The organism is Rhodococcus quanlei (assembly GCF_055231015.1).
Window position 1 is genome coordinate 304,945 of record NZ_JBUYWD010000011.1, and the last position, 23,825, is coordinate 328,769.

Sequence of the window (23,825 nt, forward strand, 5' to 3'; positions counted from 1 at the left end):
TGGACTGACCCTCGAGGGGAGAAGATGACGATTCACGGAGATCCTTTGATCGAGTTCGACAGGGTGAGCCTGTATCGCGGTGACAGGGCGATCGTGCAGGATGTCTCGCTCCGGCTGGACGCAGGCGAGATCTTGGTGATACTGGGCGAATCCGGGCTGGGTAAAACCACAGTGCTGCACGCCGGCGCGGGGTTGCTCGAGCCTTCGTCGGGCACTGTCACTCGCCGCATCGAGCGGCAGGGCATGCTCTTCCAGGAAGCGCGGCTACTCCCGTGGATATCGGTGGGCAGGAACGTCCAACTCGGTGCCGCGGGCCGGGGGGTGTGGTCGTCGGCATCGAACCCGGACGTCGATCGCGCGCTCGACGAGGTCGGGCTGACCGATGTCGCGCACCAGCAACCCTTCCGCTTGTCGGGTGGGATGCAGCGGCGCGCGGCGCTCGCGCGCGCACTGTTCGCGCGGCCGTCGGTGGTGTTTGCCGATGAGCCGTTCGCCCACCTGGATTCGGCCTCCGCGAAAACGGTCGGTGTCGCGCTGGGCCGGGCGGCCGCCGAGGGTGCCGGTGTGATCATGACCGCACACGAGGTCACCGACGTATTCACTACCATGGGAATTTACCGTACATTATTCCTTTAAATAGGATGCACAGCGAAAGAGGGCACGCTCATGAACGAGAAGCACGACACCGGCGATGCATTGCCATTGGCCGACCGAGATGCAGCCCACCTTCCCGGACACTGGCTGCTCGCACGTCTCGGCAAGCGCGTCCTCCGGCCCGGTGGTAAGGAACTGACCGAGCGGATGCTCTCGGACGCGAAACTGAACGGTGTCGACGTAGTCGAGTTCGCACCCGGTCTCGGCCGGACCGCGCAGAACATTCTCGAGTACGTACCGAAGAGCTACGTGGGCGTCGAATCCGACGCGAGTGCAGCAGAATTGACCCGCAAGGTCATCAACGGCGTGGGCGAGGTCGTGAGCGGTGAGGCCTCGAAGACCGGACTCGACGCCGCGACCGCGGATGTCGTCGTGGGTGAAGCCATGCTCACCATGCAGACCGACAAACACAAAGCCGAAATACTGCAGGAAGCCTTCCGCGTACTGAGGCCCGGCGGCCGCTACGCCATCCACGAACTCGCCATCGATCCCGACGACGTCGACGACGCCGTCAAGACCGACATCCGCAAGTCACTGGCCCGGTCCATCAAGGTAAACGCACGCCCACTCACAGCCGCAGAATGGCGACAACTGTTCGTCGACGCCGGCTTCGAGGTGGAGACCGTGGGATTCGCGCCGATGGCGCTGCTCGAACCCCAGCGCATTCTCGCCGACGAAGGCCTGCTCGGCACAGTGAAGTTCGTCGGCAACGTCATCCGGGACTCCGATGCACGAGCACGAGTGCTGCAGATGCGTTCGACGTTCACGAAGTACAAGAAGCACCTCGTCGCGATCGAGATCATCGCGACGAAGAAGGTCGCCTGATGAGTGCAGCAGAAACATCCGTCGGCGAGATGACGGTGATCGAGGGGCTCGCACACCTGTACGCGCGGGACGGCGACGCACCACGACTCGACAAGCTCGCGTCGGGCGCAGGCGCCACCGTGATCCGGATCGGCTTCACTGCAGGGCAGGTCATGAAGGACCACCGCGCACCGGCGCCGATCCTGGTGCAAACCACCAGCGGTGACGTCTCGTTCAGCACGGCCGAGCGAACCGTCTCCCTCGTGCCCGGTACCGCCGTGCACGTCGACACCGGCATCGTGCACAAACTCGTCGCCAACGCAGACTCCGTCGTGATGTTGACACTCCTGCGCTGAAACGGCCTCAGCCCGTGACGACGGTCTTGTCGTCACGGGCTGAGCCGGTACATCCGAGCGGGGATCGTCCCGAGCGGAGGATTCAGAAGTTGATCATGTGCCCCGCGAGTCCGTGAATTGCCTCCTGCAACGCTTCACTGAGCGTGGGATGCGTGTGGACGTTACGGGCCAGCTCGTTGACCGTGAGGTCCCACTTCTGCGCGAGAGTCAGCTCGGGCAGCAGCTCGGACACGTCCGGTCCGATGAGGTGCCCACCGAGCAGCTCACCGTACTTGGTGTCCGCGATCAGCTTGACGAATCCGGTGGAGTCGCCGAGCCCGTGTGCTTTGCCGTTGGCTGCGAACGGGAACGTCGCGACCTTGATGTCGTGCCCGTCGTCCTTGGCCTGCTGCTCGGTCAGACCGAAGCTCGCGACCTGCGGCTGGCAGAACGTCGCCCGCGGCATCATCCGGTAGTCGTCGATCGGCAAAGTCTCCGCGCCACCGATGGTCTCGGCGGCGACGACGGCCTGCGCCTCGGCCACGTGGGCCAGCTGAAGCTTCGCCGTCACGTCACCGATCGCGTAGATGTGGGGCACGTTGGTCTGCATCGTGTCGGTGATACCGATGGCGCCGCGGGTGAGCTCGACACCGGTGTTCTCGAGGCCGTAGCCCTCGACGCGGGGCGCGAAACCGACCGACTGCATGACCTTGTCGACGGTGACCGTCTCGGTCTCACCCGACTTGTTGTTCTTGATCGCGACGGTCACCTTCGAGCCGTCGTCGTCGATCGTCTGTACGGCGGCACCGGTCATGATCTTCACGCCGAGCTTCTTGTACTGCTTCGCGATTTCCTTCGAGACATCGGCATCTTCGTTCGGAAGCGCGCGATCGAGGAACTCGACGATGGTGACATCGACCCCGTAGTTCTTCAGGACGTAGCCGAACTCCATGCCGATGGCACCGGCGCCGACGATGAGGATCGAACCGGGCAGGTCCCGAGTCATGATCTGCTCTTCGTAGGTGACGACGTTCTTGCTCAACTCCGTGCCCGGGAGCAGCTTGGTGGTGCTGCCGGTCGCGATGATCGCGTTGTCGAACGTGACCGTCTCCGTGCCGCCCTTACTGAGCTCCACCTCGATGGTGTTGGCGTCGGTGAACGTCCCCTTGCCGTCGTACTCGGGGATCTTGTTCTTCTTCATCAAGAAGTGAATGCCTTTGACGCGCCCGTCCGCGACCTTGCGGCTGCGGTCGTAGGCTGCGCCGAAGTCGAAGGACGCTTCACCCGAGATACCGAACAGCTTGGCCTCTTTGGTGAAGAGATGCGCAAGCTCGGCATTGCGGAGAAGTGCCTTGGAGGGGATGCAGCCGACGTTCAGGCACACACCACCCCAATACTTCTGCTCGATGATGGCGGTGCTCAATCCCAGCTGTGCCGCGCGGATAGCAGCGACGTACCCGCCGGGACCGGCTCCGAGGACAACGACGTCATAGTGTGAGGTCACGATTATCGAGGGTAGTCCCGTCTGGAATCGTTGTCTCGAGCTGGTCGTCCTACTCATCGGTAGCCGCTCGGTACCCTCAATTCATGGACTGGGTTCCACTCGCCGAAGCCGGCCTCAGTGACTGCGCGAAGAGCGACATGGACTGCATGCCCGGATTCGGACAGTTCCTCCTCCTGGCCGGACTCGCAGTTGTCGGCCTCATCCTGTGGCTGTCCGTGTTGATGGGCATCACTCTCGCGATTGCCGAATCGTCGGAGACGATCCCCAGGAAGCTGATGTGGGCACTGTTCGTGTGGATCGTCCCGCTCGTCGGTGCGATCGCCTGGTTTGCCTCGAACGAGTTTGCCCGCCGAACGAGTTTGCGCGGCCTGTAAGAATGGCCCCATGACCGACCCCTTCCTCTGGCTCGAAGACGTGACCGCCGACGCATCGCTCGACTGGGTGCGCGAACGCAATGCCCGCACCGTCGGCGAGTACACGGAAGGCACGGAGTTCGCCGCCCTGGAAGATCGGATTCTCGGGGTTCTCGACACCGATGCCCGCATCCCCTACGCCGGGATTCGCGGTGAGCATCTCTACAACTTCTGGCGCGACGCCGAGCATGTTCGCGGTATCTGGCGGCGCACCACCCGCGAGCAGTATCGCACCGAGAATCCCGAATGGGACGTGCTGCTCGACGTCGACGCCCTCGCCGAGGAAGAGGGCGAGAACTGGGTGTGGGCCGGTGCCACAGTGCTGCGGCCGTCGCAGACCCGCGCACTGCTCGAACTCTCCCGTGGCGGCGCCGACGCAACGGTCGTCCGCGAGTTCGACATGGAAACCCGCACGTTCATTACCGGACCGGACGCATTCGAACTTCCCGAAGCCAAAAGCGGGATGAGTTGGATCGACGAGGACACCGTCTACGTCGATACCGACTTCGGCGAGGGCTCGATGACCGAATCCGGCTACCCGCGGATCGCCAAGCGGTGGACGCGCGGCACCTCCCTCGAGGACGCCGTGACGGTATTCGAAGGCGAGGTCTCCGACGTGTCGGCGGGCGCGTCCTATTCCGACAGCCCCGGCTACGAACGGCACTTCGTCAGCCGCAGCACCGACTTCTACAACAGCGAGCGCTTCGAACTGAACGCCGACGGTTCGCTCACGAAGATCGACGTCCCCGACGATGCCGGAATGGGCGTCCACCACGACTGGCTGACGATCCGGCCGCGCTCGGACTGGGACGTCGACGGCACCGTGCATCCCGCCGGGTCTCTCCTCGTCACCGACTACCGGGACTTCCTGGACGGCAAACGTGAACTCACTGCCCTGTTCACGCCCGATGCCCACACTTCCCTCGAACAGGCAACGTGGACGCAGAATCATCTTCTGCTGGTGACACTGCGTGATGTCCAGACCGACCTGCACGTCCTGACGCCTGGCGCGGACGGCTGGCAGCAGTCACCGCTCACGGGTGTGCCGCCGCTGACCAGCAGCGGCATCATCTCCACCGATTCGCGCAACGGCGACGAATTCTTCGTCAATTCCAGCGGCTTCACCACACCCGCGACTCTTCTGCACGGCACCGTCGGCGCGCCGCTCGAAGCGGTCAAGCAAGCCCCCTCGTTCTTCGACGCCGAGAGCATCTCGACCACCCAGTACTTTGCGGTGTCGGATGACGGCACGAAGATCCCCTACTTCGTGGTCAAGCGTGACGACGTCGAGGGCCCGTGCCCCACCTTGCAGTACGGGTACGGCGGCTTCGAGAACTCGATGGTGCCCGGTTACAGCGCCGTCACCGGCCTCGGCTGGCTCGAACGCGGCGGCGCGTACGTGCTCGCCAACATCCGCGGCGGTGGCGAATACGGCCCCGAATGGCACACAAAGGCGATCCGCGAGAATCGCCACAAGGTATACGAGGACTTCGCCGCGGTAGCGAAAGACGTCGTCGCCCGCGGGATCACCACTGCCGAGCAACTCGGAATCCACGGCGGCAGCAACGGCGGACTCCTGATGGGCGTCATGCTCACCCGCTACCCGGAACTGTTCGGTGCGATCGTCTGCGCGGTGCCGCTACTCGACATGAAGCGGTATCACCTACTGCTGGCGGGTGCATCCTGGGTCGCCGAATACGGCGACCCCGACAATCCTGACGACTGGGATTTTCTCGGCAAGTACTCGCCGTACCAGAACACCGATCCGAAGGGCGCCTACCCGCCGATCCTGATCACCACATCGACCCGCGACGACCGCGTTCATCCCGGACATGCCCGAAAGATGACCGCTCTGCTGGAAGAACAAGGTCACGAGGTCTGGTACTACGAGAACATCGAGGGCGGACACGGCGGTGCCGCGGACAACAAGCAGGCCTCGTTCAAATCGGCGCTCACCTACACGTTCCTCGCGCAGAAACTGGGGCTGTGATCACACCGCATCAACGGTCGTGCAACCACACCGCATCAACGGTCGTGCAACCACTCGGTGACGCGATCGATGGTGCCGGTCGGATTGCGGATCCACCCGTTGTGTCCCAACGGCTGTTCCTGGTGCCAAATGGTCAGGTCCGCATGCGGCATCTTGCTCACCAGCCTCTTGGCTGAACTCCGGGGCGCCAACTCGTCTCCCTCGACGGAGATGGACAACACCGGCAGCTTCAACCGGGAAATCCGTTCGTCGTAGTCGATGTCCGCGCCTTCCGGTTCGATTCGGCCGGTGCGGGCGAACCGGGACCAGTCGGAGATCAGGACCTTCGACTGGCGGCCGAAACCTCCGATGTCGAGTTTGTCTCCCGGCCAGAATCCGGCGATGTTCGCGGTGATCGACATGGCCGCACTACCGAGCAGCAAGCCGGGCGAACCCATCCCGGAGAACCCGCGGTAATACGGCGATCCAGAGGCTACGAGGATCAGGCCACCGAGCCGGCCACGCACCCGGGCGGCGTACATGATTCCCAGTTGTCCACCCATGCTGTGCCCCAGGACGTACGGAGTGGACGCGGGGAATCGTTCACGCACCACCTCGAATATCGCTGGGAAATCGACCGAGACGAGTTCGTGATAGCCGTACGCACTCGATGCACTGGGCCGAGGGCGGCTGTCGCCCTGCCCACGTAGTTCGCCGATCGCAACATTGAATCCTTGCGTGCACAGGGCCTGCGCGAACAACTCGTAGTAGCCGGCGGGAATGCCGAGGCCAGGAAATATGACCACAGCAGGAGCCGCATCGGGGCCTACGAACAACCGCACGGGCGTAGCCGTCCCGTCGGGCATCTGGATGGTTACGGTTTCCACCCGCTCAGCCTATGCCCGCCGAGTCGCTATGCTCGACGTCTTCGTGCGGAAGTGCGGGACTAGATGCCCAGCGAGCCGGCCAACATCGGCCACGACTTGTGGAGATCGTCCTCCCAGTACGACCAGGAGTGCGTCCCGACCGGACGGAAGTCGAAGGTGGCCGGAATGCCGAGTCGCTTCAATTCGCCTGCGAGCACGTGGGTGCACTGATTGGTTGCGGCCTCGATGACCGAACCGAGGATGATCTGATTCGCAAACGTCTCGACATCACCCTCGATGCCGGGGCCGTCCAATGTGTCGTACTGACCGGGGAATCCTGTACCGCTGCTGACGTAGATGTCCATACCGCGTAGCTTCTCCGCGTTGAGCGTGGGATCGTTTGCGGTCCACGCCGGATTACCCTCTTCGCCCCACATGTTGACCGTGTCTCCGCCGCCTCGCGATTCGACGACCATTCTCACGTAGGTGCGGCCCGGATCGGTGCTCGTCTGTGCGCAACCGCTGTATGCGGCGACACCCTCGTACAGATCGGGAGCCCACTCCGCGAGCGAGAGGACCGAGCCGCCCGCCATCGAAATTCCTGCAATGGCGTTGACACCGTTCGTCCCCAGGGCCGAGTCGACGACCGGGGGAAGTTCCTCGGTCAGGAACGTTGTCCACATGTTGACGCCGAGTTCGGGGTCCGGGTTCAGCCAGTCGGTGTAGTAGCTGAACGCGCCCTCCATCGGGGTCACGACGTTGACGTTCTTGTCCGCGAAGAAGTCGACGATGTCCGTCTTGCGTTGCCAGGTGGCTGCATCTTCACCCCCGCCGGCACCGTTGAGCAGATACAGCGTCGGCCGTGGCGCGCTCGTGTCTGCGGGCGTGATGACGCGCAGCGGGATGTTCTTGTCCATCGACGGCGAGTAGACCTCCATCGACATCTGCCGATCGTCGATCTCGTTCGTACCGGCGAGGTACGACCCCGTCGCATTCGTGGCGGGCGCGGCGGTGGCCACCGCTGACACGCCCGCGCCGCTGACCATCAGCAGAACGGCAAAGGCTGCGGCGAATCGCCCGACAGCAAAGCGGTGGACCATCGTGCTCCTTAGTGACATCTCAGACATAACGGACGACCCGGGGACCGGAGCACACATTGTGTCATGCGCTACCGGCCCCCGGATCGAAAGGGGAGCAAAAATTGCCCCTCGTGCCGCCGACCTACACCGGCGCGTCCGACTCGAGCGAGCCGGAGATGAATTCGATGATGCCGGCGATGACCTCGACGATACCGAGCAACGCTTCAGACATGGTTTCTCCTTCGTTCGATTGAGATATCACTGTTCACGCGCCGCCGAATAGCTCGCGCGAGTTCACCGTGCGAATAGGACCCATCCACCCACGAACTGCGGTTATCCGCACACAGGAAAGAGTGATCGCCATGCCTCGGCAATTGGGCGTCCCCGACCGCGCTACTGACGAACCTGCCCTCTCCCCTACTCATTCACTTGCACCCCTGGTTGGGACACCCCCGTATTGTTGCTGTTATTCGACCGATATGTAGTGATATGAGAAAAAACGTGACTGCATCGCCCGTATTACACTGTGAATTACTACAGAATTCAACGGGGACGAACGGGCGCGACGCCAACTGTTCACCACTTGCCGTCGGCGCCGTCTCGACGTGAATCAGGGCTGGAAATCAGGGGTTTCCCCGATGACGTCGCGCGCACCGGCCGCGAGACTGTTTCCATGACATTCGAGAAGGAAGACCCACGCCCGTTCGTCCGCTCACGCGATCAGAGAATGATCTCCGGCGTCTGTGGCGGAATCGCCGAATACTTCGGCATCGACGTCAATCTCGTCCGCATCGGCATGGTGATCGCCACCTTCGCGACCGCCGGCACCGCAGCGCTCGTCTATCTTGCGGCCTGGATGTTGATGCCCGAGTGACTCGGCGAACCAGGAAGCCGGTGATTCCGCGACTGCGAGAGTCGCCGGCTCGGGCATCGACCTCGCCGGATCAGCTCGCGGTTTCGAGGAGCGGAGCAACGAGCTGGAAGAGCTCGACAAGGCTGATGATGGTGCTGATGGAACCCATGAAATCCTCCAAATGTTTCGTGCGGCATGCCCTTGCGTGCCGAGTCGAAACGTTGCCGCCCCGAGATGACCGATAGGTAGCTCGAGGTGGCATTTGAATGAACTGCCTGATCACTGCTCGGGCTTCGTGACCGACGTCATGGTGACACTGTCGTTCGACACGAAGAAGCCCGGAACACCTGTGCGGTGTTCCGGGCTTCTCGGATCTGTGGAGCTCGCGGGACGGACTAGAAGTCCATGCCGCCCATGCCGCCGGTCGGGTCGCCCATGGGCGCTCCGGCCTTCTCCGGCTTGTCGGCGACGACGGCCTCGGTGGTGAGGAACAGAGCCGCGATCGAGGCTGCGTTCTGCAGCGCCGAGCGGGTGACCTTGACCGGGTCGTTGATGCCGGCTTCGAGGAGGTCGCCGTACTCGTTGGTCGCAGCGTTCAGGCCGTGACCAGCAGGCAGGTTGCGGACCTTCTCGGCAACCACGCCGGGCTCGAGGCCGGCGTTGAAGGCGATCTGCTTGAGCGGCGCCTCGAGTGCGAAGCGAACGATGGCCGCACCGGTCGACTCGTCACCCTCGAGCTTCAGAGCCTCGAGAGCGGGCGCTGCCTGCAGCAGGGCCACGCCACCACCGGCGACGATGCCCTCTTCGACAGCAGCCTTGGCGTTGCGCACAGCGTCTTCGATGCGGTGCTTGCGTTCCTTGAGCTCCACCTCGGTGGCAGCTCCGGCCTTGATGACTGCAACGCCACCGGCCAGCTTGGCCAGGCGCTCCTGTAGCTTCTCGCGGTCGTAGTCGGAATCGCTGTTCTCGATCTCGGCACGGATCTGGCTGACACGACCGGCGATGGAGTCGGAATCGCCCGCGCCCTCGACGATGGTGGTCTCGTCCTTGGTGATGACGATCTTGCGTGCCTGTCCGAGCAGCTCGAGTCCGGCGGTCTCCAGGGAGAGGCCGACCTCTTCGCTGATGACCTCGCCACCGGTGAGGATGGCGATGTCGGCGAGCTGAGCCTTGCGACGGTCACCGAAGCCGGGAGCCTTGACGGCAACCGACTTGAAGGTGCCCTTGAGCTTGTTGACGACCAGGGTCGACAGCGCCTCACCCTCGACGTCCTCGGCGATGATGGCCAGCGGCTTGCCGGACTGGATGACCTTCTCCAGCAGCGGCAGGAGGTCCTTGACCGTGGAGATCTTGGAGCTCACGAGGAGGATGTACGGGTCCTCGAGAACGGTCTCCTGACGCTCGGCGTCGGTGGCGAAGTACGCCGAGATGTAGCCCTTGTCGAAGCGCATACCTTCGGTGAGCTCGAGGCTCAGGCCGAATGTCTGGGCCTCTTCGACCGTGATGACACCTTCCTTGCCGACCTTGTCCATGGCCTCGGCGATGAGCTCACCGATGGACAGGTCGCCTGCGGAGATACCGGCGGTAGCAGCGATCTGCTCCTTGGTGTCGATCTCCTTGGCGGTGTCGAGCAGGCTGGCAGTGACGGCCTCGACGGCCTTCTCGATGCCGCGCTTCAGGCCGAGCGGGTTGGCGCCGGCTGCGACGTTGCGCAGGCCTTCACGAACCAGTGCCTGAGCGAGGACGGTAGCTGTGGTGGTGCCGTCGCCAGCGACGTCGTCCGTCTTCTTGGCGACCTCCTTGACGAGCTCGGCACCGATCTTCTCGTAGGGGTCCTCGAGTTCGATCTCCTTGGCGATGGATACACCATCGTTGGTGATCGTGGGGGCGCCCCACTTCTTCTCGAGCACGACGTTGCGACCCTTGGGGCCCAACGTCACCTTGACTGCGTCGGCGAGGCTGTTCAGGCCACGCTCGAGGCCGCGACGGGCCTCTTCGTCGAACGCGATGATCTTGGCCATTGCGAAGTGATCCTCCGGATTGGGGGTGACACACAAGGCGACCGCGTGCCGGGCCGCCTCATTAACGCCTGTGGCCGAGCTCGGTGCCCGCGACGGACGACCAGGGGTGTCGATGAATCCCAGCCTCACCGTCCCGACCTGGCACTCACGGTTCGAGAGTGCCAACTGCATTTTTAGCACTCACAGGTGGTGAGTGCAAGGAGATGGGGCTGCGCCCATGTGAGTGGTCGACGAGCCCAGAGACTCGTCAACCACTCACGACGCGTCAGCGCATGAAGCAACTCTGACCGGTGTTCAGGTTGATGGCGAAGGAGAGCGCACCCATGCAGTCGACGCCGTTGGCATCGGAGGTCGCCCCGGAGCCGTACCCGGCGATCGCAATGTTGGTCTGCCCCGCCCCCGCACCGGCGCGCGCGATGCCGCCGCCGACGGTCACCGCGTATGCCTGTCCGTTGCCTTCCGTCGCACCGAGCGAGGTACCGAATCCGGTGGCGTAGGTGGTGGTGACCCCGGCACCCTTGGCGACACTCACTGCCGTTCCGCTGTCCATGGCTCCGGCGCGGGCCAGCCCGGCTTCGGTTGCCTTGGCTCCACAGCTCGCGGTGCCCGAAACCTGGATGTCGTTGGCGGCCGGGGGCGAGACACACTGCACGGGGGCGGCCGATGCGACACCCGAGCCTGCGAGCGAAACGCCTGCCGCAACACCGACACCCACTGCGGCGGCGGCACCCGCACGCATCAGTCGGCGACCCAATCCGGACATCGATCGCAAACGGGACAACGAGGACGAAGTCGCAGCGGATGGGAGAACAGAGGGCATGGACGCTCCTTCTGGAACAGAGAAAACTGATGGATTCCGCCGCGACAGTACCCGCACTCGCGGACCGTTGTGCGATCTAGGTCACGCCAAGTCCGTCCAACAGTTCCGGGAGGTTCGCGACGGAGTCACACACGTGGTCCGGACGGTCCGCCGACAACGCCAGAACCTGTTCGCGAAACTTGCCGGTTCGCACGAGTACGCCCGTCAGTCCGACCCTCTGCGCGGCGATCACGTCACCGACGAGATCGTCTCCGACCATCACCGTCCGGTCCGGCTCACTGCCCGCCAGCTCTGCCGCGGTGAGGAACGCGGTGAGTGCCGGCTTCCCGACGGAGGCGATCCGCACTCCGGTGACTTCTTCGATTCCTGGGAGATAGCTGCCGGTGTCGATCCGCAGCCCGTCGGCCGTCGCCCACATGGCACCGCGGTGCATGGCCACCGCGGGAATCCCGTCGAACATCAACTCGACCACCCGGCTGAGTGCACGGTGGGTGAACTCCGGACCGGCACCACCGAGAACGATCACCTGCGGGTTCTCCTCGTCCAGTTCGATTCCGGCGAAGTCCGCGGATGCGTCGTCACTTCCGAGCACCCACACCCTCTCACCTGGATAGGTGCTCTGCAGATATTCGGCGGTGAGCCTGGTCGCGGTGACGATCTCGTCCGCCCCCACATCGAACCCTGCCTCCTGCAATCCGGAAGCAATGCCTTCGCACGTGCGGGACGTGGTGTTGGTCAGGAACGCACGACGCAATCCGCGTCGACGGACATCCTCGACCGCAGCAGCAGCCCCGGGGATCGGCTGCCAAGACGTGACCAGAACACCGTCGATGTCGAACAACACACCGTCCACCGGGGGTCGCGCATCCTGCCCCATCGTTCGAGCCTAACTGGAGAGTTCGGGCAGGTGCAGTTCTTCGGCCACGATCAGGTCGACTTCCGCACTGGTCAACCCGCCGAGCCCAACCCGACCGATGTCACACCCGTTCGACTCGGGCGAACCGGGGTGACATCGGTTGGGTTGCCGATGTTTGTAGCCTTCACCGAAGCACCGCTGCATCCCACGATCCAGCCGGTTTCGGCTCAGGCTTCGGCGAAGGCCTGCGCGATGGCGTGGCTGTCTTCGTACATGTGGTAGCGGACGATCTTGTCGTCGGCGATCGTGAAGTGCAGTGCGTACGCGTTCTCGAACTTCTTGCCGGTGGCCTTCACACCGAAGATGCAGCGTGCGAACACGGCGGCGTCCGAGTCCTGGACTACCCGACCCGTGAGTTCGAACTCGTCCGGTGCCGTGAGGACCTCGGGAAAGACCCCGAAGAACTCGCCGATCTCCGTCTTGTTGGATCGTATTCCCGCCCAGGGGATGTTCGCGGCACCATTGACGCGGAAATCGACCTCGTCGGCGAACAGATTCAGCAGCGCCTCGGTGTCGCCGGCACCGAAATGGGTGAAGAATGCGTCGACGATGTCGTTGGTGGAAATGGTCATGATGTTCCTTTCGAGAGAATGCTCGACGGTTCAGAGACCGAGCGCGATGCGGCCCGCCAGGACGATCGAGGTGTGTTCGGCGACTCGCCGACCGAGGAACTCGGCTGTGGCGATGTCTGCCTTGTGGACCTGGTCAGCGAGAAGGTCGGCCGGCGTAGTCGCGGCCGCACCGTTGAAGTAGCCGAGCCGGTTGAGGTCGTTCTCGCTCTCCGTACTGGTGTGCCACCCCGGATGGAGACCGAGATTGATCCAGTTCATTTGGTGCTGCGCAGCAAGAGTCGTGAAGTAAGCGAGCGTGGAGTGCTTGTCACCCGCCTTGCAGGCGGCGTTGGTGAATCCCGCGCCGAGTTTGTCGCGCCAGACCGCCTTCAACCACCGCGGGCTCGTCGACTCTGCGAAAGCATGGAATGCGCCGGACGCCGTGCCCATGTAGGTCGGGGAGCCGAAAACGATTGCGTCGGCGTCATCGAGCGCTGACCACCCCGCATCGGTTATTTCGTCGACGCGGATCACTGTGACATCGGCGCCACGATCGGTGGCACCGTCCCGTACCGCGTGAGCCAAGGCAGTCGTGTGCTCGCGTCCCGAGGTGTATGCGATGACGATTTTCGGAGTGGTACTCATCAACTCTTCCTTCTCGGTTGCGCTGCAACGGCGATCCGCATCAGCGGTGGAACGAGCCCGTACGCTGCAAGGGGCACGACGAGCACGGTCAGAACGAACGTCTGCAGGGGTACTGCGAGCCCACCGATCCATGGCTGAAGTGCGATCAGCGCGACGGTGATCGTCGGATATACCGCCACCCAGGTGATGAACGCGCGCACGTGCGTGGACACCACAGGCGGCGCTGAAACCTGCTCGGTCACAACGATTCCCCTTCTCGTCGAGCCATTACCAACTGCATGGTTGGAATACTGACACGAAGACTCTCGTTTGTCCAACCAACCGGTTGGATGATTGATTACGATAGAGTGAACACCTACTACGAGGCACTGGAAGGACTGCCGTGGCAAGGGACTCCGCGCGAACGAAGCGACTCCTATTGGAGGCCGCCCATACGGAATTCGCCGAATACGGCATCGCCGGGGCCCGCGTCGACCGCATCGCGGCCAGTGCGGGCTGCAACAAAGAACGCATCTACGGGCACTTCGGCAACAAGGAAGGCCTGTTCGACGCCGTATTGACGGACGCGATATCCCGATTGGCCGCCGCTGTGCAGCCCGCCGACGGCGAAGTCGCGGACTACGTCGGCAGAGTGTTCGACTACCACCACTCCGACCCGTCGTTGCTGCGCCTCCTGATGTTCGAAGCACTGCACCACCGAGATGGCCTCGTGGCCGGCAACCCGGACCGAAGAGAGTGGTATGCCAGCGTGAGGACGACGTTCGCCGAACAATCCGGGATGACCGAGAAGGACGCTGGACGCACGCTCCTCACCCTGATCGGCATAGGCGCCTGGTCGACCGCGATGCCGCAACTGACTCGACTCTTCCTCGGAGACGACGCCCACACCGAGAAGGAAGCGGCTGAACTGCGCGATTTCCTCACGACGTTCGCCGAACGAGCAGTGAAGTCGCGTTAGCAGCCCACCCTGCTTCCGCTCGGGCCGGCGCTTCAGTCGGCCGACCGGATCCCGTCGAACATGAGTCGCCGGATGGCGGCACCGAGCCGATCGATCTCCTCTTTCTCATGCCCGCGGACGCCGTGAACGACGCCGGCGAGAATCATGCCGTTGATCGCCTGCGCCGTGCCGTCCGTGTCCAGATCTGACCGGAGAAAACCCTGATCGACACCGTGTCGCAGGTAGGCGCAAGTGAGCCCCGCCGACATATCGAGCAGCCCGAAGAGACGCTGGGTCAGATCGTCGTCGATACCGGTCGCTTCGAACAGCAGCAGACGCGGAATACGTGGGTCGTCAAGAAAAATCCCGGTCAGCGCCTCCCCGATGCGTTCGACTTGGCCTCGATACTCGTCCAGCGTGTCTGCGGCGTCCGGCGCATTCTCGGTCTCGAGCGAGCCCACGATTCGTGCGACCAGATCGTCCAGTACGTGGTCGATGATGTCGCGCTTGTTCTGGAAGTAGCGGTAGAACGTGCCGTGACCGATGCCGAGTCGTGCCGCGATATCCGCAATGCCGGTGCCGTGATAGCCCTGTTCGGCGAAGCAGGCGAACGAGGCATCGATGATGTCACGCCGCAGTTCTGCGCGTTTGCGTTCGGCACGCGAAAGGGTATTCGTCACGGACATGATGATACGGTCTTCACAAACGGAATGATGTGTCATTCTATGACATACGATTCCGTCACAGCGAAACCCCGTCACAGCGAAACCATCGGGAGGCTTTCGAGTGTCACCGCAATACGACGCCGTGATCGTCGGCGCAGGGTTCGGCGGTATGGGTGCCGCAATCGCTCTCGACCGCTTGGGGCTGAGCAACTTCGTGATGCTCGAACGCGAGAACGATCTGGGCGGAACGTGGCACGTCAACCGCTATCCCGGCCTCGCCGTGGACATTGCGTCGGTGACGTACTCGTACTCCTTCGAACCGAACCCCCACTGGTCGCGCCTTTTCGCCCCAGGTGAGGAGCTGTTCCGCTACGCGCATCACGTAGCCGACAAGTACGACCTGCAGAGACGGATGCGCTTCGACACGGTCGTGAAGGCCGCCCACTGGGACGAGGACAACCACCACTGGGTGGTCACCATCGAGGGCTCCGATTCGGTCACCGCCCGATATCTACTGGCTGCGACCGGCTTCCTGTCGCAGCCACAGAGGCCCGACATCCCCGGAATCGACTCCTTCGCCGGCGACGTCATCCACACCACGGCCTGGGACCCGGACTATCGGCCCGACGGCCGTCGGGTGGGCATCATCGGCACCGGCGCCACCGCGGTGCAGCTGGTTCCGGAACTCGCGAACCGTGCGGCCGAACTCACCGTGTACCAGCGGACACCGATCTGGGTGGTCCCGAAACTGGACCTGCCGATTCCGCCCGCGGTGCAACATCTGTTCGCCCGGATGCCGTTCACCCAACGTGTCGCCCGGGCCGTGAACACCAGCATCCTCGAGCTGTTGATGGTCAGCGCGGTACTGCACTACCGCCAGGCCAAGTTCCTCAACAGGGCGGCCGCACTGGCCTCGCGGGCGTTTCTGCGATTGCAGGTCCGCTCACGCGACGTGCGCCGCAAACTCACCCCCGACTACGACTTCGGATGCAAACGCCCCACCTTCTCGAACGCCTACTTCCGCGTGTTCAACCGCCCGAACGTGCACCTCGAGACCCACACGATCGAGCGCATCGAGCCGAACGGAATCGTGACCGTCGACGGCCACAAAACCGAAATGGATTCACTCGTACTCGCCACCGGATTCAACCTGTGGGACGTGAACTTCCCGGCGATCGACATCATCGGCCGGGAAGGACGAAACCTGGGCCAATGGTGGCGAGACAACCGTTTCCAGGCCTACGAGGGCGTGGCCGTTCCGCACTTCCCCAACTTCTTGACCCTGTCGAGCCCGTATTCGTACAGCGGACTCTCGTACTTCACCACCATCGAATCGCAGATGAAGCACCTGACACGACTGTTGCGTGAAGTGCAGCGGCGCAGCGCCGACACCTTCGAAGTCACCGAACGTGCGAACACCGCATTCCTGGACCGGGTGACGGAGTTGCTGGACGATTCGGTGTTCTATCGCGGCAGCTGCCAGAGCTCGCGCAGCTACTACTTCAACCAACACGGAGAGGCCGCAATCCTGCGCCCCACCTCGACGGTCAACGCCTTTCGTGAAGCCGGCTCGTTCCCCCTCGACGACTACCACTACGTCGCATCCGGTCATTCCTAGACGCACCGCATCTTCCGGGCCGATGATGGAGTCATGGCTATTCGTCAGCCGCCTGAACGAGTGGTGGTCGTCGGCGCCGGCATGGTCGGCTTGTCCACCGCGTGGTTCCTGCAGGCACGAGGAGTCGACGTCACGGTCGTGGACCGTGTCGGGGTTGCTGCGGACGCCTCGTGGGGCAACGCGGGCTGGCTGGCACCGGCACTGACCCTGCCACTGCCCGACCCGGCGGTCCTGAAATACGGCGTCAAGGCGCTGTTCGATCCTGCGTCACCGGTCTATGTTCCGCTCACCACTGATCCGAAGTTGATCCGATTTCTCGTCGGCTTCGCCCGGCACTGCACCACCGTGAAATGGCGGGCCGCGATGTCGGTGTTCGCGGAGGTCAATCGGGAATCACTGAGCGCCTACGACGAGCTGACCGACGGTGGGGTTCACGAGCCGACTCGCCTCGCAGACCCACTGTTGGCCGCGTTCGCCTCCGCCCGGGAGCGTGAAACGTTGATCGACGAGTTCCGCAGCTCCACCGCCCTGGGTGCGGCGGTGGAGTTCGAGCGCCTCGACGCGGACGCCGTACACACGCTCGAACCCGCCCTCGGAGACGTGGTGCAGTCAGGGCTGCGGGTTCACCACCAGCGGTTCATCGACCCACCACGCTTCGTGGAATCGCTGGCCGCATCGGTGCGCTCCCGTGGCGGCGAGATCGTCTCGGGTTTCGAAGCCGCAACGATCGACGACGGCACGCCGGATCACGTGCGGGTGGTCGCCACCGACGGTCGTGTCGAGACCGCCGACGCCGTCGTCATCGCCAGTGGCGCACGACTGAATACCCTGGCTCGGCCGTTCGGAGTTCGGGCACGCGTCCAGGCGGGCCGCGGCTACAGCTTCACCGTGCGCCCCGAGCAGATGCCCAAGAACCCCCTCTACTTCCCCGCACAGCGTGTTGCGTGCACTCCCTTGCACGACCGGTTCCGTGTTGCCGGGATGATGGAATTCCGCAGCCCGGACGCCCCGCTCGACCCTCGGCGCATCACGGCGATCGTCGACGCAACGGCACCGATGCTCCGTGGAATCGACTGGGCGGCCCGGCGCGAGGAGTGGGTCGGTTCGCGGCCCTGTACGACGAACGGACTCCCTCTGATCGGCCGGACCAGCTCACCACGCGTCCACGTTGCGGGCGGTCACGGAATGTGGGGAATCGCCCTCGGACCCCTGACCGGACGAATGCTCGCCCAATCGATCTCCGGTGGACCGGTTCCCGCGGTGATGAGACACTTCGATCCGCTGCGTTGAGCAGCGACCCGACTCGTTTAGCGGAGCATCGGCTACACTGCCAACATTATTGTGACTACCCGTCACAGGTACACCTGTGACGATCACACCGACCTCACGGAGGACCACGTGGCCCGCACGCTCGAAGCGACCATCGACATCGACGCCGCACCGAGCGACGTCTGGACAATCGTCTCCGACCTGAAGCGCATGGGCGAGTGGAGCCCCCAGTGCCGCATGATGCGCGTACTCGGCGGACCAGTCCGCATGGGAAGCAAAACCATCAACGTCAACAAAAAGGGCCTGCTCGTGTGGCCCACCAGAGCCAAGGTGATCCGGTTCGAGCCGAACAAGTCCATCGCGTTCCGCATTCTCGACAACCGCACCATCTGGTCGTACGAACTCGAGCCCACCGCTTCGGGCACTCGGGTCACCGAGCGGCGCGAAGCACCGAACGGAGTTGCCAAGATTTCACAGATCCTGGTCGACAAGGCGATGGGCGGAACCGACGCGTTCGACCAGGAAGTCCACGAGGGGATGAACTCGACCCTGCGGCGCATCAAGTCCGAGGCCGAAGGCGCTCGCTGACTCTCGGCGCCCAGTCACCGTGACTCCGGGCTCACCGTCACGGGTATCGCTCGCGTAATCTATGGAAACCCGCATCGCGGGAACGCTCGACCCACCGTGACAGTTAGAGGAGCCCGTGGCCCGTAAGCCCACATCCGCAGGAACGCCGCAGACCACCGGAGTCGGGCACGTCGTCGATCTTGTTCGTGCGGCGATTCCCCCACTTCACCCTGCAGGTCTGCCGTTCGTTCTCGTCCCCCTCGGTGTTGCTGCGGCGGGTCGTAAACGCAAGTGGATTCGCCGCGCCGGACTCCTTTCAGCCGGCGCCTGCGCGACGTTCTTCCGCCACCCGCGCCGGGTTCCGCCGAACCGGCAAGGCGTGGCAGTTGCCCCCGCCGACGGCGAGGTCGCTCTCGTCGATTCGGCTGTCCCGCCCGCCGAACTGCACCTGGGTTCGGAGCCGGTCCCCCGGGTGAGCATCTTCCTGTCCGTCCTCGACGTGCACGTGCAGCGAAGCCCAGTGGGCGGCGCGGTACGCGGCGTCATCCACAAGCCCGGACAGTTCCTGTCCGCAGACCTCCCCGATGCCAGCGACAAGAACGAGCGCAACAGCATGCTGCTCGAGACCGCGGACGGCCAGTACGTGGCGGTCGTTCAGATTGCGGGCCTGCTGGCCCGGCGCATCGTGTGCGACGCCAAGGTCGGCGACACACTGCCCATCGGCGATACCTACGGCCTCATTCGTTTCGGGTCTCGCGTCGACACCTACTTCCCGCACGGCACGAAGCTGCTCGTCGAGCGTGGCCAGCGCACGATCGGCGCCGAAACCGTTATTGCTGCGCTGCCGTGAGCGGCACCGTGAAACCGCGCAAGACGAGGACGCAGGCGATCCGACTGCTGCCGAGTGCCATCACCATCCTGGCGCTGTGCAGTGGCTTGTCCGCCGTGAAGTTCGCCCTCGACGGTAATTTCGGCGTCGCTCTCGCCATGGTCGGTGCGGCTGCCGTCCTCGACTCGCTCGACGGGCGGATCGCTCGCATGCTCGACGCCACCAGCAAGATCGGCGCCGAACTGGACTCGTTGGCCGACGCGATTTCGTTCGGTGTCGCTCCTGCGCTCGTGCTGTACGTCGCACTTCTCGACGGCCAACAGTTCGGCTGGATCGTGGCTCTGATCTACGCGGTCAGCATCGTCCTGCGCCTGGCACGGTTCAACACCCTCATGGACGACGACGACGCTCCCGGTTACACCGGCGAATACTTCGTCGGTGTGCCGGCACCTGCGGGAGCACTGGTCGCTCTGCTTCCCCTCGCCGCCTCGGCCCAATGGGGTGACGGCTGGTGGCAGAACGATGTGCTCGTGGTCGCGTGGACGCTCTTCTCGGCCATGCTCATCGTGAGCAGGATTCCCACGCTGGCCATGAAGACGGTGTCGGTGCCGCCCAGAATGGCCGCCGGGCTGCTCGTCCTGGTCGCCCTGTGCGCCGCCGCGTTGGTGACCTACCCGTACATTCTTCTGATCGCCCTCGTCGCCATGTATCTGTTGCACATCCCGTTTGCCGTGCGTTCACAGCGATGGGTGGCGGCCAGACCCGAGACGTGGGACATCAAGCCGGCCGAGCGACGAGCCATTCGCCGGCAGCCGAACACCGGTGGCCGACCGGGTGCCCGTTCCGCTGCGCGTCTCGGTTTGCGCAGGCCACGGGCGAAGTAGACCCGCATTACGTACCGGTAACCACAGTAGCTGGGACATTGGGAGTTTCCCTCCGATTTGCCGTATCGTCTCAGGGCGTTCAGGTAGACCAGCACTCGCCTGCGTGCGGTCGGAAGGGTCGCATGTCCGTGCGTGAGCAGCCGGTGCCGGTGGCACCACACTCCGGTAGCGCACCCCGAGCTGCGGCAGCCGGGGCGCGCAAGCGCAACTACAGCATCGATTTCATGCGGGTCCTGCTGTTCAGCTGCGTCGTGATGGTGCACACCGTCGGCACCATCAACTTCGAAGACGACATCCACCGGCAGATGTCGTTCCTGTCGATGCTGATGCACTACACGCGCTACGGGTTCGTGTTCGTCACCCTCTTCGTTCTGTGCCTCGGGTACGTCAAGCGCGACCTGAATCCCCGCAACTTCTGGCGCGCCAGATTCAGCACGATCGTGCTCCCCTACCTGCTGTGGTCCGCCATATACGTCGTGGCGAACGCGTGGATGCTTTCGGACGACCCCATTCCCGGGATCGGCGAACTCGCCCGCGAAAGCGCACTGTCCATACTTCGGGGTGATGCGAAGTACCACCTGTACTTCCTGCTCATCTCCATGCAGATCTACCTGCTGTTTCCACTGATCCGACTACTTGTCCGCAAGACGGAAGGTCACCACGGCAAACTCTTCGCCGCCTCTGGTGTTCTGCAGACGACGGTGTGGTGCGCGATCGTGTTCACCGATCCTCAGGTCGGTGTGCCGGCCGTGATCGACGATCACGCCTGGAAGACGCTTCCCGCCTACGCGTTCTTCGCCGCAGCCGGGGCGCTGTTCGCGTTCCACTTCGACCGGATCGACGGCTGGGTCCGATCTCACGTACTGCAGATCGTCGTCGTGAGCGCGCTCGGGGCCGCATTCAGCATCGGCTTCTACCTTTACATCACCGGACCCGACGACGTTCCGCACATCGCGGCCTCTCCGTTGAGTCCGGCATCGCTTCCGTGGCACCTGGGAGCGATCGCCGTTCTTTACCTCATCGCCGCCGCCTGGAACGACCGCCGTGGGGGCGGGCGGGGTGTCGTCGGACGGATCGTCGATCTGGGGTCCCACCGCGCGTTCGGGGTGTTCGCGATACACCCACTGGTGATCGACCTCCTCCACAAAGCCGGACTGCCGCGCTGGCTGTACTCGGCCTTCCCCGAATCGACACTTGCCCGAAGCGCCTGCCTGACGGTTGCCGTACTCGTCGTATCCGTCGCCCTCGTCGAGATCCTGTTGCGCAGCCCGCTGAGCAAACCATTGGTCGCTCGCCCTCGCGAACCCCTGAACATCATGAGTGGTCTGCGCAGCCGAAAGCACCCGACCACGCAGAAAACACAGGCCGCACCAGGAAACACGGAACGCACCGGAAACGTAGTCTCGACTGCGTGACCACACCCGAACTGGCGCTCACTGTCCGTCTCAACACGTCGGCTTCCGACACCCGCCGCGGTGTTGTCCGGTTGCACCCCGAGGCCCTGGCCGCGCTCGGCCTGCGGGAGTGGGATGCGGTCGCTCTCGTCGGCGGACGCCGCACCGCCGCCGTCGCCGCCGCAGCACCCACCGGCACACCGACCGGCACGATCCTGCTGGACGACGTGACGCTGTCCAATGTCGGACTCGGCGAGAACGCCACCGTCGTCGCCCTGCCCGTGACCGTGTACGGGGCGCGGTCCGTAACGCTGCGCGGTTCGACCATGGCAACGGGATCCATTTCGGAGAGCACCCTGCGCCAGGCCCTCCTCGGCAAAGTGTTGACCATCGGCGACACCGTGTCACTGCTTCCACGAGACCTGGGCCCGGGCACCAGCACCGCATCCACGTCACAGGCTCTCTCCCGCACGTTCGGGGTCTCCTGGACCACCGAACTCCTCACCGTCACCGCTGTCGACCCGGCGGATGGCCCGGTCAGTGTGCAACCCAATTCGGCCGTCGGGTGGGCAGGCGCCGCCACTGCCGCGACCCCAGTACCCACCACTACAGCGCCGGTGTCCGCGTCTTCGCCGGCCACCACACCGTCGACGCCCGACACACCCTCGATCCCCACCGAGAACCTCGTCGGAGCGCAAAGCCACGTCGCCAAGCTGAAGGAATGGCTTCGCCTCGCGCTCGACGAACCGGAACTGCTGGCCACCCTCGGCGCATCCGCGCATCTCGGAGTCCTGGTGACGGGACCCGCAGGCGTCGGGAAAGCCACGTTCGCGAGATCCGTCCTCGCCGACCGCAGCCTCGTCGAGGTCGACGGCCCCGGTGCCGGTGCCCTCGAATCCGACGCCCGGCTGCAACGGGTGTCCAGTGCCGTCGAACGCGTCCGGCGCGGCGGGGTACTGCTGATCACGGATATCGATGCCCTCCTGCCTGCGGCGACGGAACCTGTGTCCGCATTGATCACCGAAGAACTCCGCAAGGCTGTCGACACACCGGGCGTTGCGTTCGTCGCCACCTCGGCGCACCCGGAATCCCTGGACACCCGGTTGCGGGGACAGGACCTGTGCGACCGCGAACTCGCTCTCACGCTGCCCGACGCCTCGACCAGACGCGCGCTGCTCGACCTACTCCTGCGCAAAGTTCCCACCACCGATATTCATCTCGACGAGATCGCCTCGCGAACCCCAGGTTTCGTCGTCGCAGACCTGGCCGCGTTGTGTCGGGAGGCCGCCCTGCGTGCCGCCTCCCGCGCCGGTACGTCTGCAGCCGATCCGAGCATCGAACAAGCGGACCTCGTCGGCGCCCTGGATGTGATTCGGCCGCTGTCACGGTCAGGCACCGAGGAACTCGCGATCGGCAGCGTGACACTCGACGATGTGGGCGACATGGTCGGGGTGAAACAGGCGTTGACCGAGGCCGTGTTGTGGCCGTTGCAGCACCCCGACTCCTTCGCCAGACTCGGGGTGGAGCCGCCGCGCGGAGTGTTGCTCTATGGCCCTCCCGGCTGCGGTAAGACCTATCTCGTTCGCGCGCTCGCCAGTTCCGGCCAGCTCAGCGTTCACGCCGTGAAGGGCGCCGAACTGATGGACAAGTGGGTGGGAGCGTCCGAGAAGGCCGTGCGTGAGTTGTTTCAGCGTGCACGTGATTCGGCCCCTTCACTGATCTTCCTCGACGAAGTCGACGCACTGGCACCACGCCGGGGTCAGAGTTCCGATTCCGGCGTCGGAGACCGCGTGGTGGCGGCTCTGCTGACGGAGCTGGACGGTGTGGAGCCGCTACGCGATGTGGTCGTACTCGGCGCCACCAACCGCCCGGACCTCATCGACCCGGCGCTGCTTCGTCCCGGACGCCTGGAACGACTCGTCTTCGTGCCCCCACCGGACGCGGATGCCCGCCGGGAAATACTGCGCGCGTCCGGTAAGTCCGTCCCCCTCGCCGACGACGTCGACCTCGCCGAACTCGCGGTCGAACTCGACGGTTACTCGGCTGCAGACTGCTCGGCACTCCTGCGCGAAGCGGCACTCGCCGCCATGCGCCGAAGCATCGACGCAGCCGACGTCACCGCAGCCGACGTCGCCTCCGCGCGGGAAACAGTGCGCCCCTCGCTCGATCCCGAGCAAGTGGCGCACCTCCAGGCCTACGCGGACGGTCGCTGACTCTCGAACCGCCCGGGGT

The 23,825-nt window shown here is 64.2% G+C and carries 24 protein-coding genes; 14 read left to right on the plus strand and 10 right to left on the minus strand.

Annotated elements, in window-relative coordinates; translation table 11 throughout:
• Nucleotides 1–24 precede the first annotated feature (24 nt).
• The 3 genes from ACZI8Q_RS10405 to ACZI8Q_RS10415 are packed head-to-tail and all read left to right on the plus strand — an operon-like array spanning nucleotide 25 to nucleotide 1,814.
• Nucleotides 25–636 carry an ATP-binding cassette domain-containing protein gene (locus tag ACZI8Q_RS10405; RefSeq protein ID WP_463373433.1) on the plus strand — a complete coding sequence of 204 codons (612 nt, stop codon included), beginning with the start codon at nucleotides 25–27 and terminating at the stop codon, nucleotides 634–636.
• 30 nt (nucleotides 637–666) lie between these two features.
• A complete protein-coding gene (locus tag ACZI8Q_RS10410) occupies nucleotides 667–1,479 on the plus strand; it encodes a class I SAM-dependent methyltransferase (RefSeq protein ID WP_463373434.1) in 813 nt (270 codons plus the stop codon).
• A complete protein-coding gene (locus ACZI8Q_RS10415) occupies nucleotides 1,479–1,814 on the plus strand; it encodes a cupin domain-containing protein (RefSeq protein WP_463373435.1) in 336 nt (111 codons plus the stop codon). The genes ACZI8Q_RS10410 and ACZI8Q_RS10415 overlap by 1 nt, the downstream gene beginning before the upstream one ends.
• An 82-nt stretch (nucleotides 1,815–1,896) precedes the next feature.
• Here ACZI8Q_RS10415 and lpdA read toward each other — a convergent pair whose 3' ends face one another.
• Nucleotides 1,897–3,297: a dihydrolipoyl dehydrogenase gene (gene lpdA / locus ACZI8Q_RS10420; protein WP_463373436.1), complete on the minus strand. Its 1,401-nt coding sequence runs from the start codon at nucleotides 3,295–3,297 to the stop codon at nucleotides 1,897–1,899.
• Between the two features lie 83 nt (nucleotides 3,298–3,380).
• Here lpdA and ACZI8Q_RS10425 point away from each other — a divergent pair, with 83 nt between their 5' ends.
• Both ACZI8Q_RS10425 and ACZI8Q_RS10430 read left to right on the plus strand, forming a co-directional pair.
• Complete coding sequence (locus ACZI8Q_RS10425; RefSeq protein WP_463373437.1) at nucleotides 3,381–3,671, plus strand: hypothetical protein; 291 nt, start codon at nucleotides 3,381–3,383, stop codon at nucleotides 3,669–3,671.
• 10 nt (nucleotides 3,672–3,681) lie between these two features.
• On the plus strand, nucleotides 3,682–5,700 hold the full coding sequence (locus ACZI8Q_RS10430) for a prolyl oligopeptidase family serine peptidase (protein WP_463373438.1): 2,019 nt from the start codon (nucleotides 3,682–3,684) through the stop codon (nucleotides 5,698–5,700).
• Nucleotides 5,701–5,735: 35 nt separating this feature from the next.
• Here the strand turns inward: ACZI8Q_RS10430 and ACZI8Q_RS10435 are convergent, their stop codons facing one another.
• The gene (locus tag ACZI8Q_RS10435) at nucleotides 5,736–6,566 is read right to left on the minus strand and encodes an alpha/beta hydrolase family protein (protein WP_463373439.1); all 831 of its coding nucleotides are present in this window, start codon (nucleotides 6,564–6,566) and stop codon (nucleotides 5,736–5,738) included.
• A gap of 59 nt (nucleotides 6,567–6,625) precedes the next feature.
• Nucleotides 6,626–7,645: an alpha/beta hydrolase gene (locus ACZI8Q_RS10440; protein ID WP_463373440.1), complete on the minus strand. Its 1,020-nt coding sequence runs from the start codon at nucleotides 7,643–7,645 to the stop codon at nucleotides 6,626–6,628.
• A 652-nt stretch (nucleotides 7,646–8,297) separates the two neighbouring features.
• On the opposite strand from ACZI8Q_RS10440, the gene ACZI8Q_RS10445 reads away from it, so the two are divergent.
• Complete coding sequence (locus ACZI8Q_RS10445; protein ID WP_463373441.1) at nucleotides 8,298–8,498, plus strand: PspC domain-containing protein; 201 nt, start codon at nucleotides 8,298–8,300, stop codon at nucleotides 8,496–8,498.
• A gap of 374 nt (nucleotides 8,499–8,872) precedes the next feature.
• Here the strand turns inward: ACZI8Q_RS10445 and groL are convergent, their stop codons facing one another.
• The 6 genes from groL to ACZI8Q_RS10475 all read right to left on the minus strand — a co-directional run bounded on the left by groL (nucleotide 8,873) and on the right by ACZI8Q_RS10475 (nucleotide 13,672).
• Entirely contained in the window at nucleotides 8,873–10,498 is a 1,626-nt protein-coding gene (groL, locus tag ACZI8Q_RS10450; RefSeq protein WP_463373442.1) for a chaperonin GroEL, read from the minus strand.
• A 265-nt stretch (nucleotides 10,499–10,763) separates the two neighbouring features.
• Nucleotides 10,764–11,261 (minus strand): DUF6764 family protein, encoded by a 498-nt coding sequence (locus ACZI8Q_RS10455; RefSeq protein ID WP_463373510.1) that lies wholly within the window; start codon nucleotides 11,259–11,261, stop codon nucleotides 10,764–10,766.
• Nucleotides 11,262–11,394: 133 nt separating this feature from the next.
• Nucleotides 11,395–12,195 (minus strand): HAD-IIA family hydrolase, encoded by an 801-nt coding sequence (locus ACZI8Q_RS10460; protein WP_463373443.1) that lies wholly within the window; start codon nucleotides 12,193–12,195, stop codon nucleotides 11,395–11,397.
• Nucleotides 12,196–12,401: 206 nt separating this feature from the next.
• On the minus strand, nucleotides 12,402–12,806 hold the full coding sequence (locus ACZI8Q_RS10465) for a nuclear transport factor 2 family protein (RefSeq protein ID WP_463373444.1): 405 nt from the start codon (nucleotides 12,804–12,806) through the stop codon (nucleotides 12,402–12,404).
• 30 nt (nucleotides 12,807–12,836) lie between these two features.
• A complete protein-coding gene (locus tag ACZI8Q_RS10470; protein WP_463373445.1) occupies nucleotides 12,837–13,430 on the minus strand; it encodes a flavodoxin family protein in 594 nt (197 codons plus the stop codon).
• The gene (locus ACZI8Q_RS10475) at nucleotides 13,430–13,672 is read right to left on the minus strand and encodes a hypothetical protein (RefSeq protein ID WP_463373446.1); all 243 of its coding nucleotides are present in this window, start codon (nucleotides 13,670–13,672) and stop codon (nucleotides 13,430–13,432) included. Before ACZI8Q_RS10475 ends, ACZI8Q_RS10470 begins: the two co-directional genes overlap by 1 nt.
• A 140-nt stretch (nucleotides 13,673–13,812) precedes the next feature.
• On the opposite strand from ACZI8Q_RS10475, the gene ACZI8Q_RS10480 reads away from it, so the two are divergent.
• Nucleotides 13,813–14,388 (plus strand): TetR/AcrR family transcriptional regulator, encoded by a 576-nt coding sequence (locus ACZI8Q_RS10480; protein ID WP_463373447.1) that lies wholly within the window; start codon nucleotides 13,813–13,815, stop codon nucleotides 14,386–14,388.
• A gap of 32 nt (nucleotides 14,389–14,420) precedes the next feature.
• Here ACZI8Q_RS10480 and ACZI8Q_RS10485 read toward each other — a convergent pair whose 3' ends face one another.
• A complete protein-coding gene (locus ACZI8Q_RS10485; protein WP_463373511.1) occupies nucleotides 14,421–15,056 on the minus strand; it encodes a TetR/AcrR family transcriptional regulator in 636 nt (211 codons plus the stop codon).
• Nucleotides 15,057–15,153: 97 nt separating this feature from the next.
• On the opposite strand from ACZI8Q_RS10485, the gene ACZI8Q_RS10490 reads away from it, so the two are divergent.
• From ACZI8Q_RS10490 to ACZI8Q_RS10520, 7 genes are all read left to right on the plus strand, one after another.
• Entirely contained in the window at nucleotides 15,154–16,650 is a 1,497-nt protein-coding gene (locus tag ACZI8Q_RS10490; RefSeq protein WP_463373448.1) for a flavin-containing monooxygenase, read from the plus strand.
• Between the two features lie 33 nt (nucleotides 16,651–16,683).
• Nucleotides 16,684–17,940: an NAD(P)/FAD-dependent oxidoreductase gene (locus ACZI8Q_RS10495; RefSeq protein WP_463373449.1), complete on the plus strand. Its 1,257-nt coding sequence runs from the start codon at nucleotides 16,684–16,686 to the stop codon at nucleotides 17,938–17,940.
• A 108-nt stretch (nucleotides 17,941–18,048) separates the two neighbouring features.
• Nucleotides 18,049–18,507, plus strand: coding sequence for an SRPBCC family protein (locus ACZI8Q_RS10500; protein ID WP_463373450.1), 459 nt, complete (start codon nucleotides 18,049–18,051; stop codon nucleotides 18,505–18,507).
• A 115-nt stretch (nucleotides 18,508–18,622) separates the two neighbouring features.
• Nucleotides 18,623–19,336, plus strand: a complete 714-nt coding sequence (locus tag ACZI8Q_RS10505; protein ID WP_463373451.1) for a phosphatidylserine decarboxylase — start codon at nucleotides 18,623–18,625, stop codon at nucleotides 19,334–19,336.
• Entirely contained in the window at nucleotides 19,333–20,199 is an 867-nt protein-coding gene (gene pssA / locus ACZI8Q_RS10510; protein ID WP_463373452.1) for a CDP-diacylglycerol--serine O-phosphatidyltransferase, read from the plus strand. The genes ACZI8Q_RS10505 and pssA overlap by 4 nt, the downstream gene beginning before the upstream one ends.
• A 122-nt stretch (nucleotides 20,200–20,321) precedes the next feature.
• The gene (locus ACZI8Q_RS10515) at nucleotides 20,322–21,614 is read left to right on the plus strand and encodes an acyltransferase (protein WP_463373453.1); all 1,293 of its coding nucleotides are present in this window, start codon (nucleotides 20,322–20,324) and stop codon (nucleotides 21,612–21,614) included.
• Nucleotides 21,611–23,806, plus strand: a complete 2,196-nt coding sequence (locus ACZI8Q_RS10520) for an AAA family ATPase (protein WP_463373454.1) — start codon at nucleotides 21,611–21,613, stop codon at nucleotides 23,804–23,806. Before ACZI8Q_RS10515 ends, ACZI8Q_RS10520 begins: the two co-directional genes overlap by 4 nt.
• Nucleotides 23,807–23,825 lie beyond the last annotated feature (19 nt).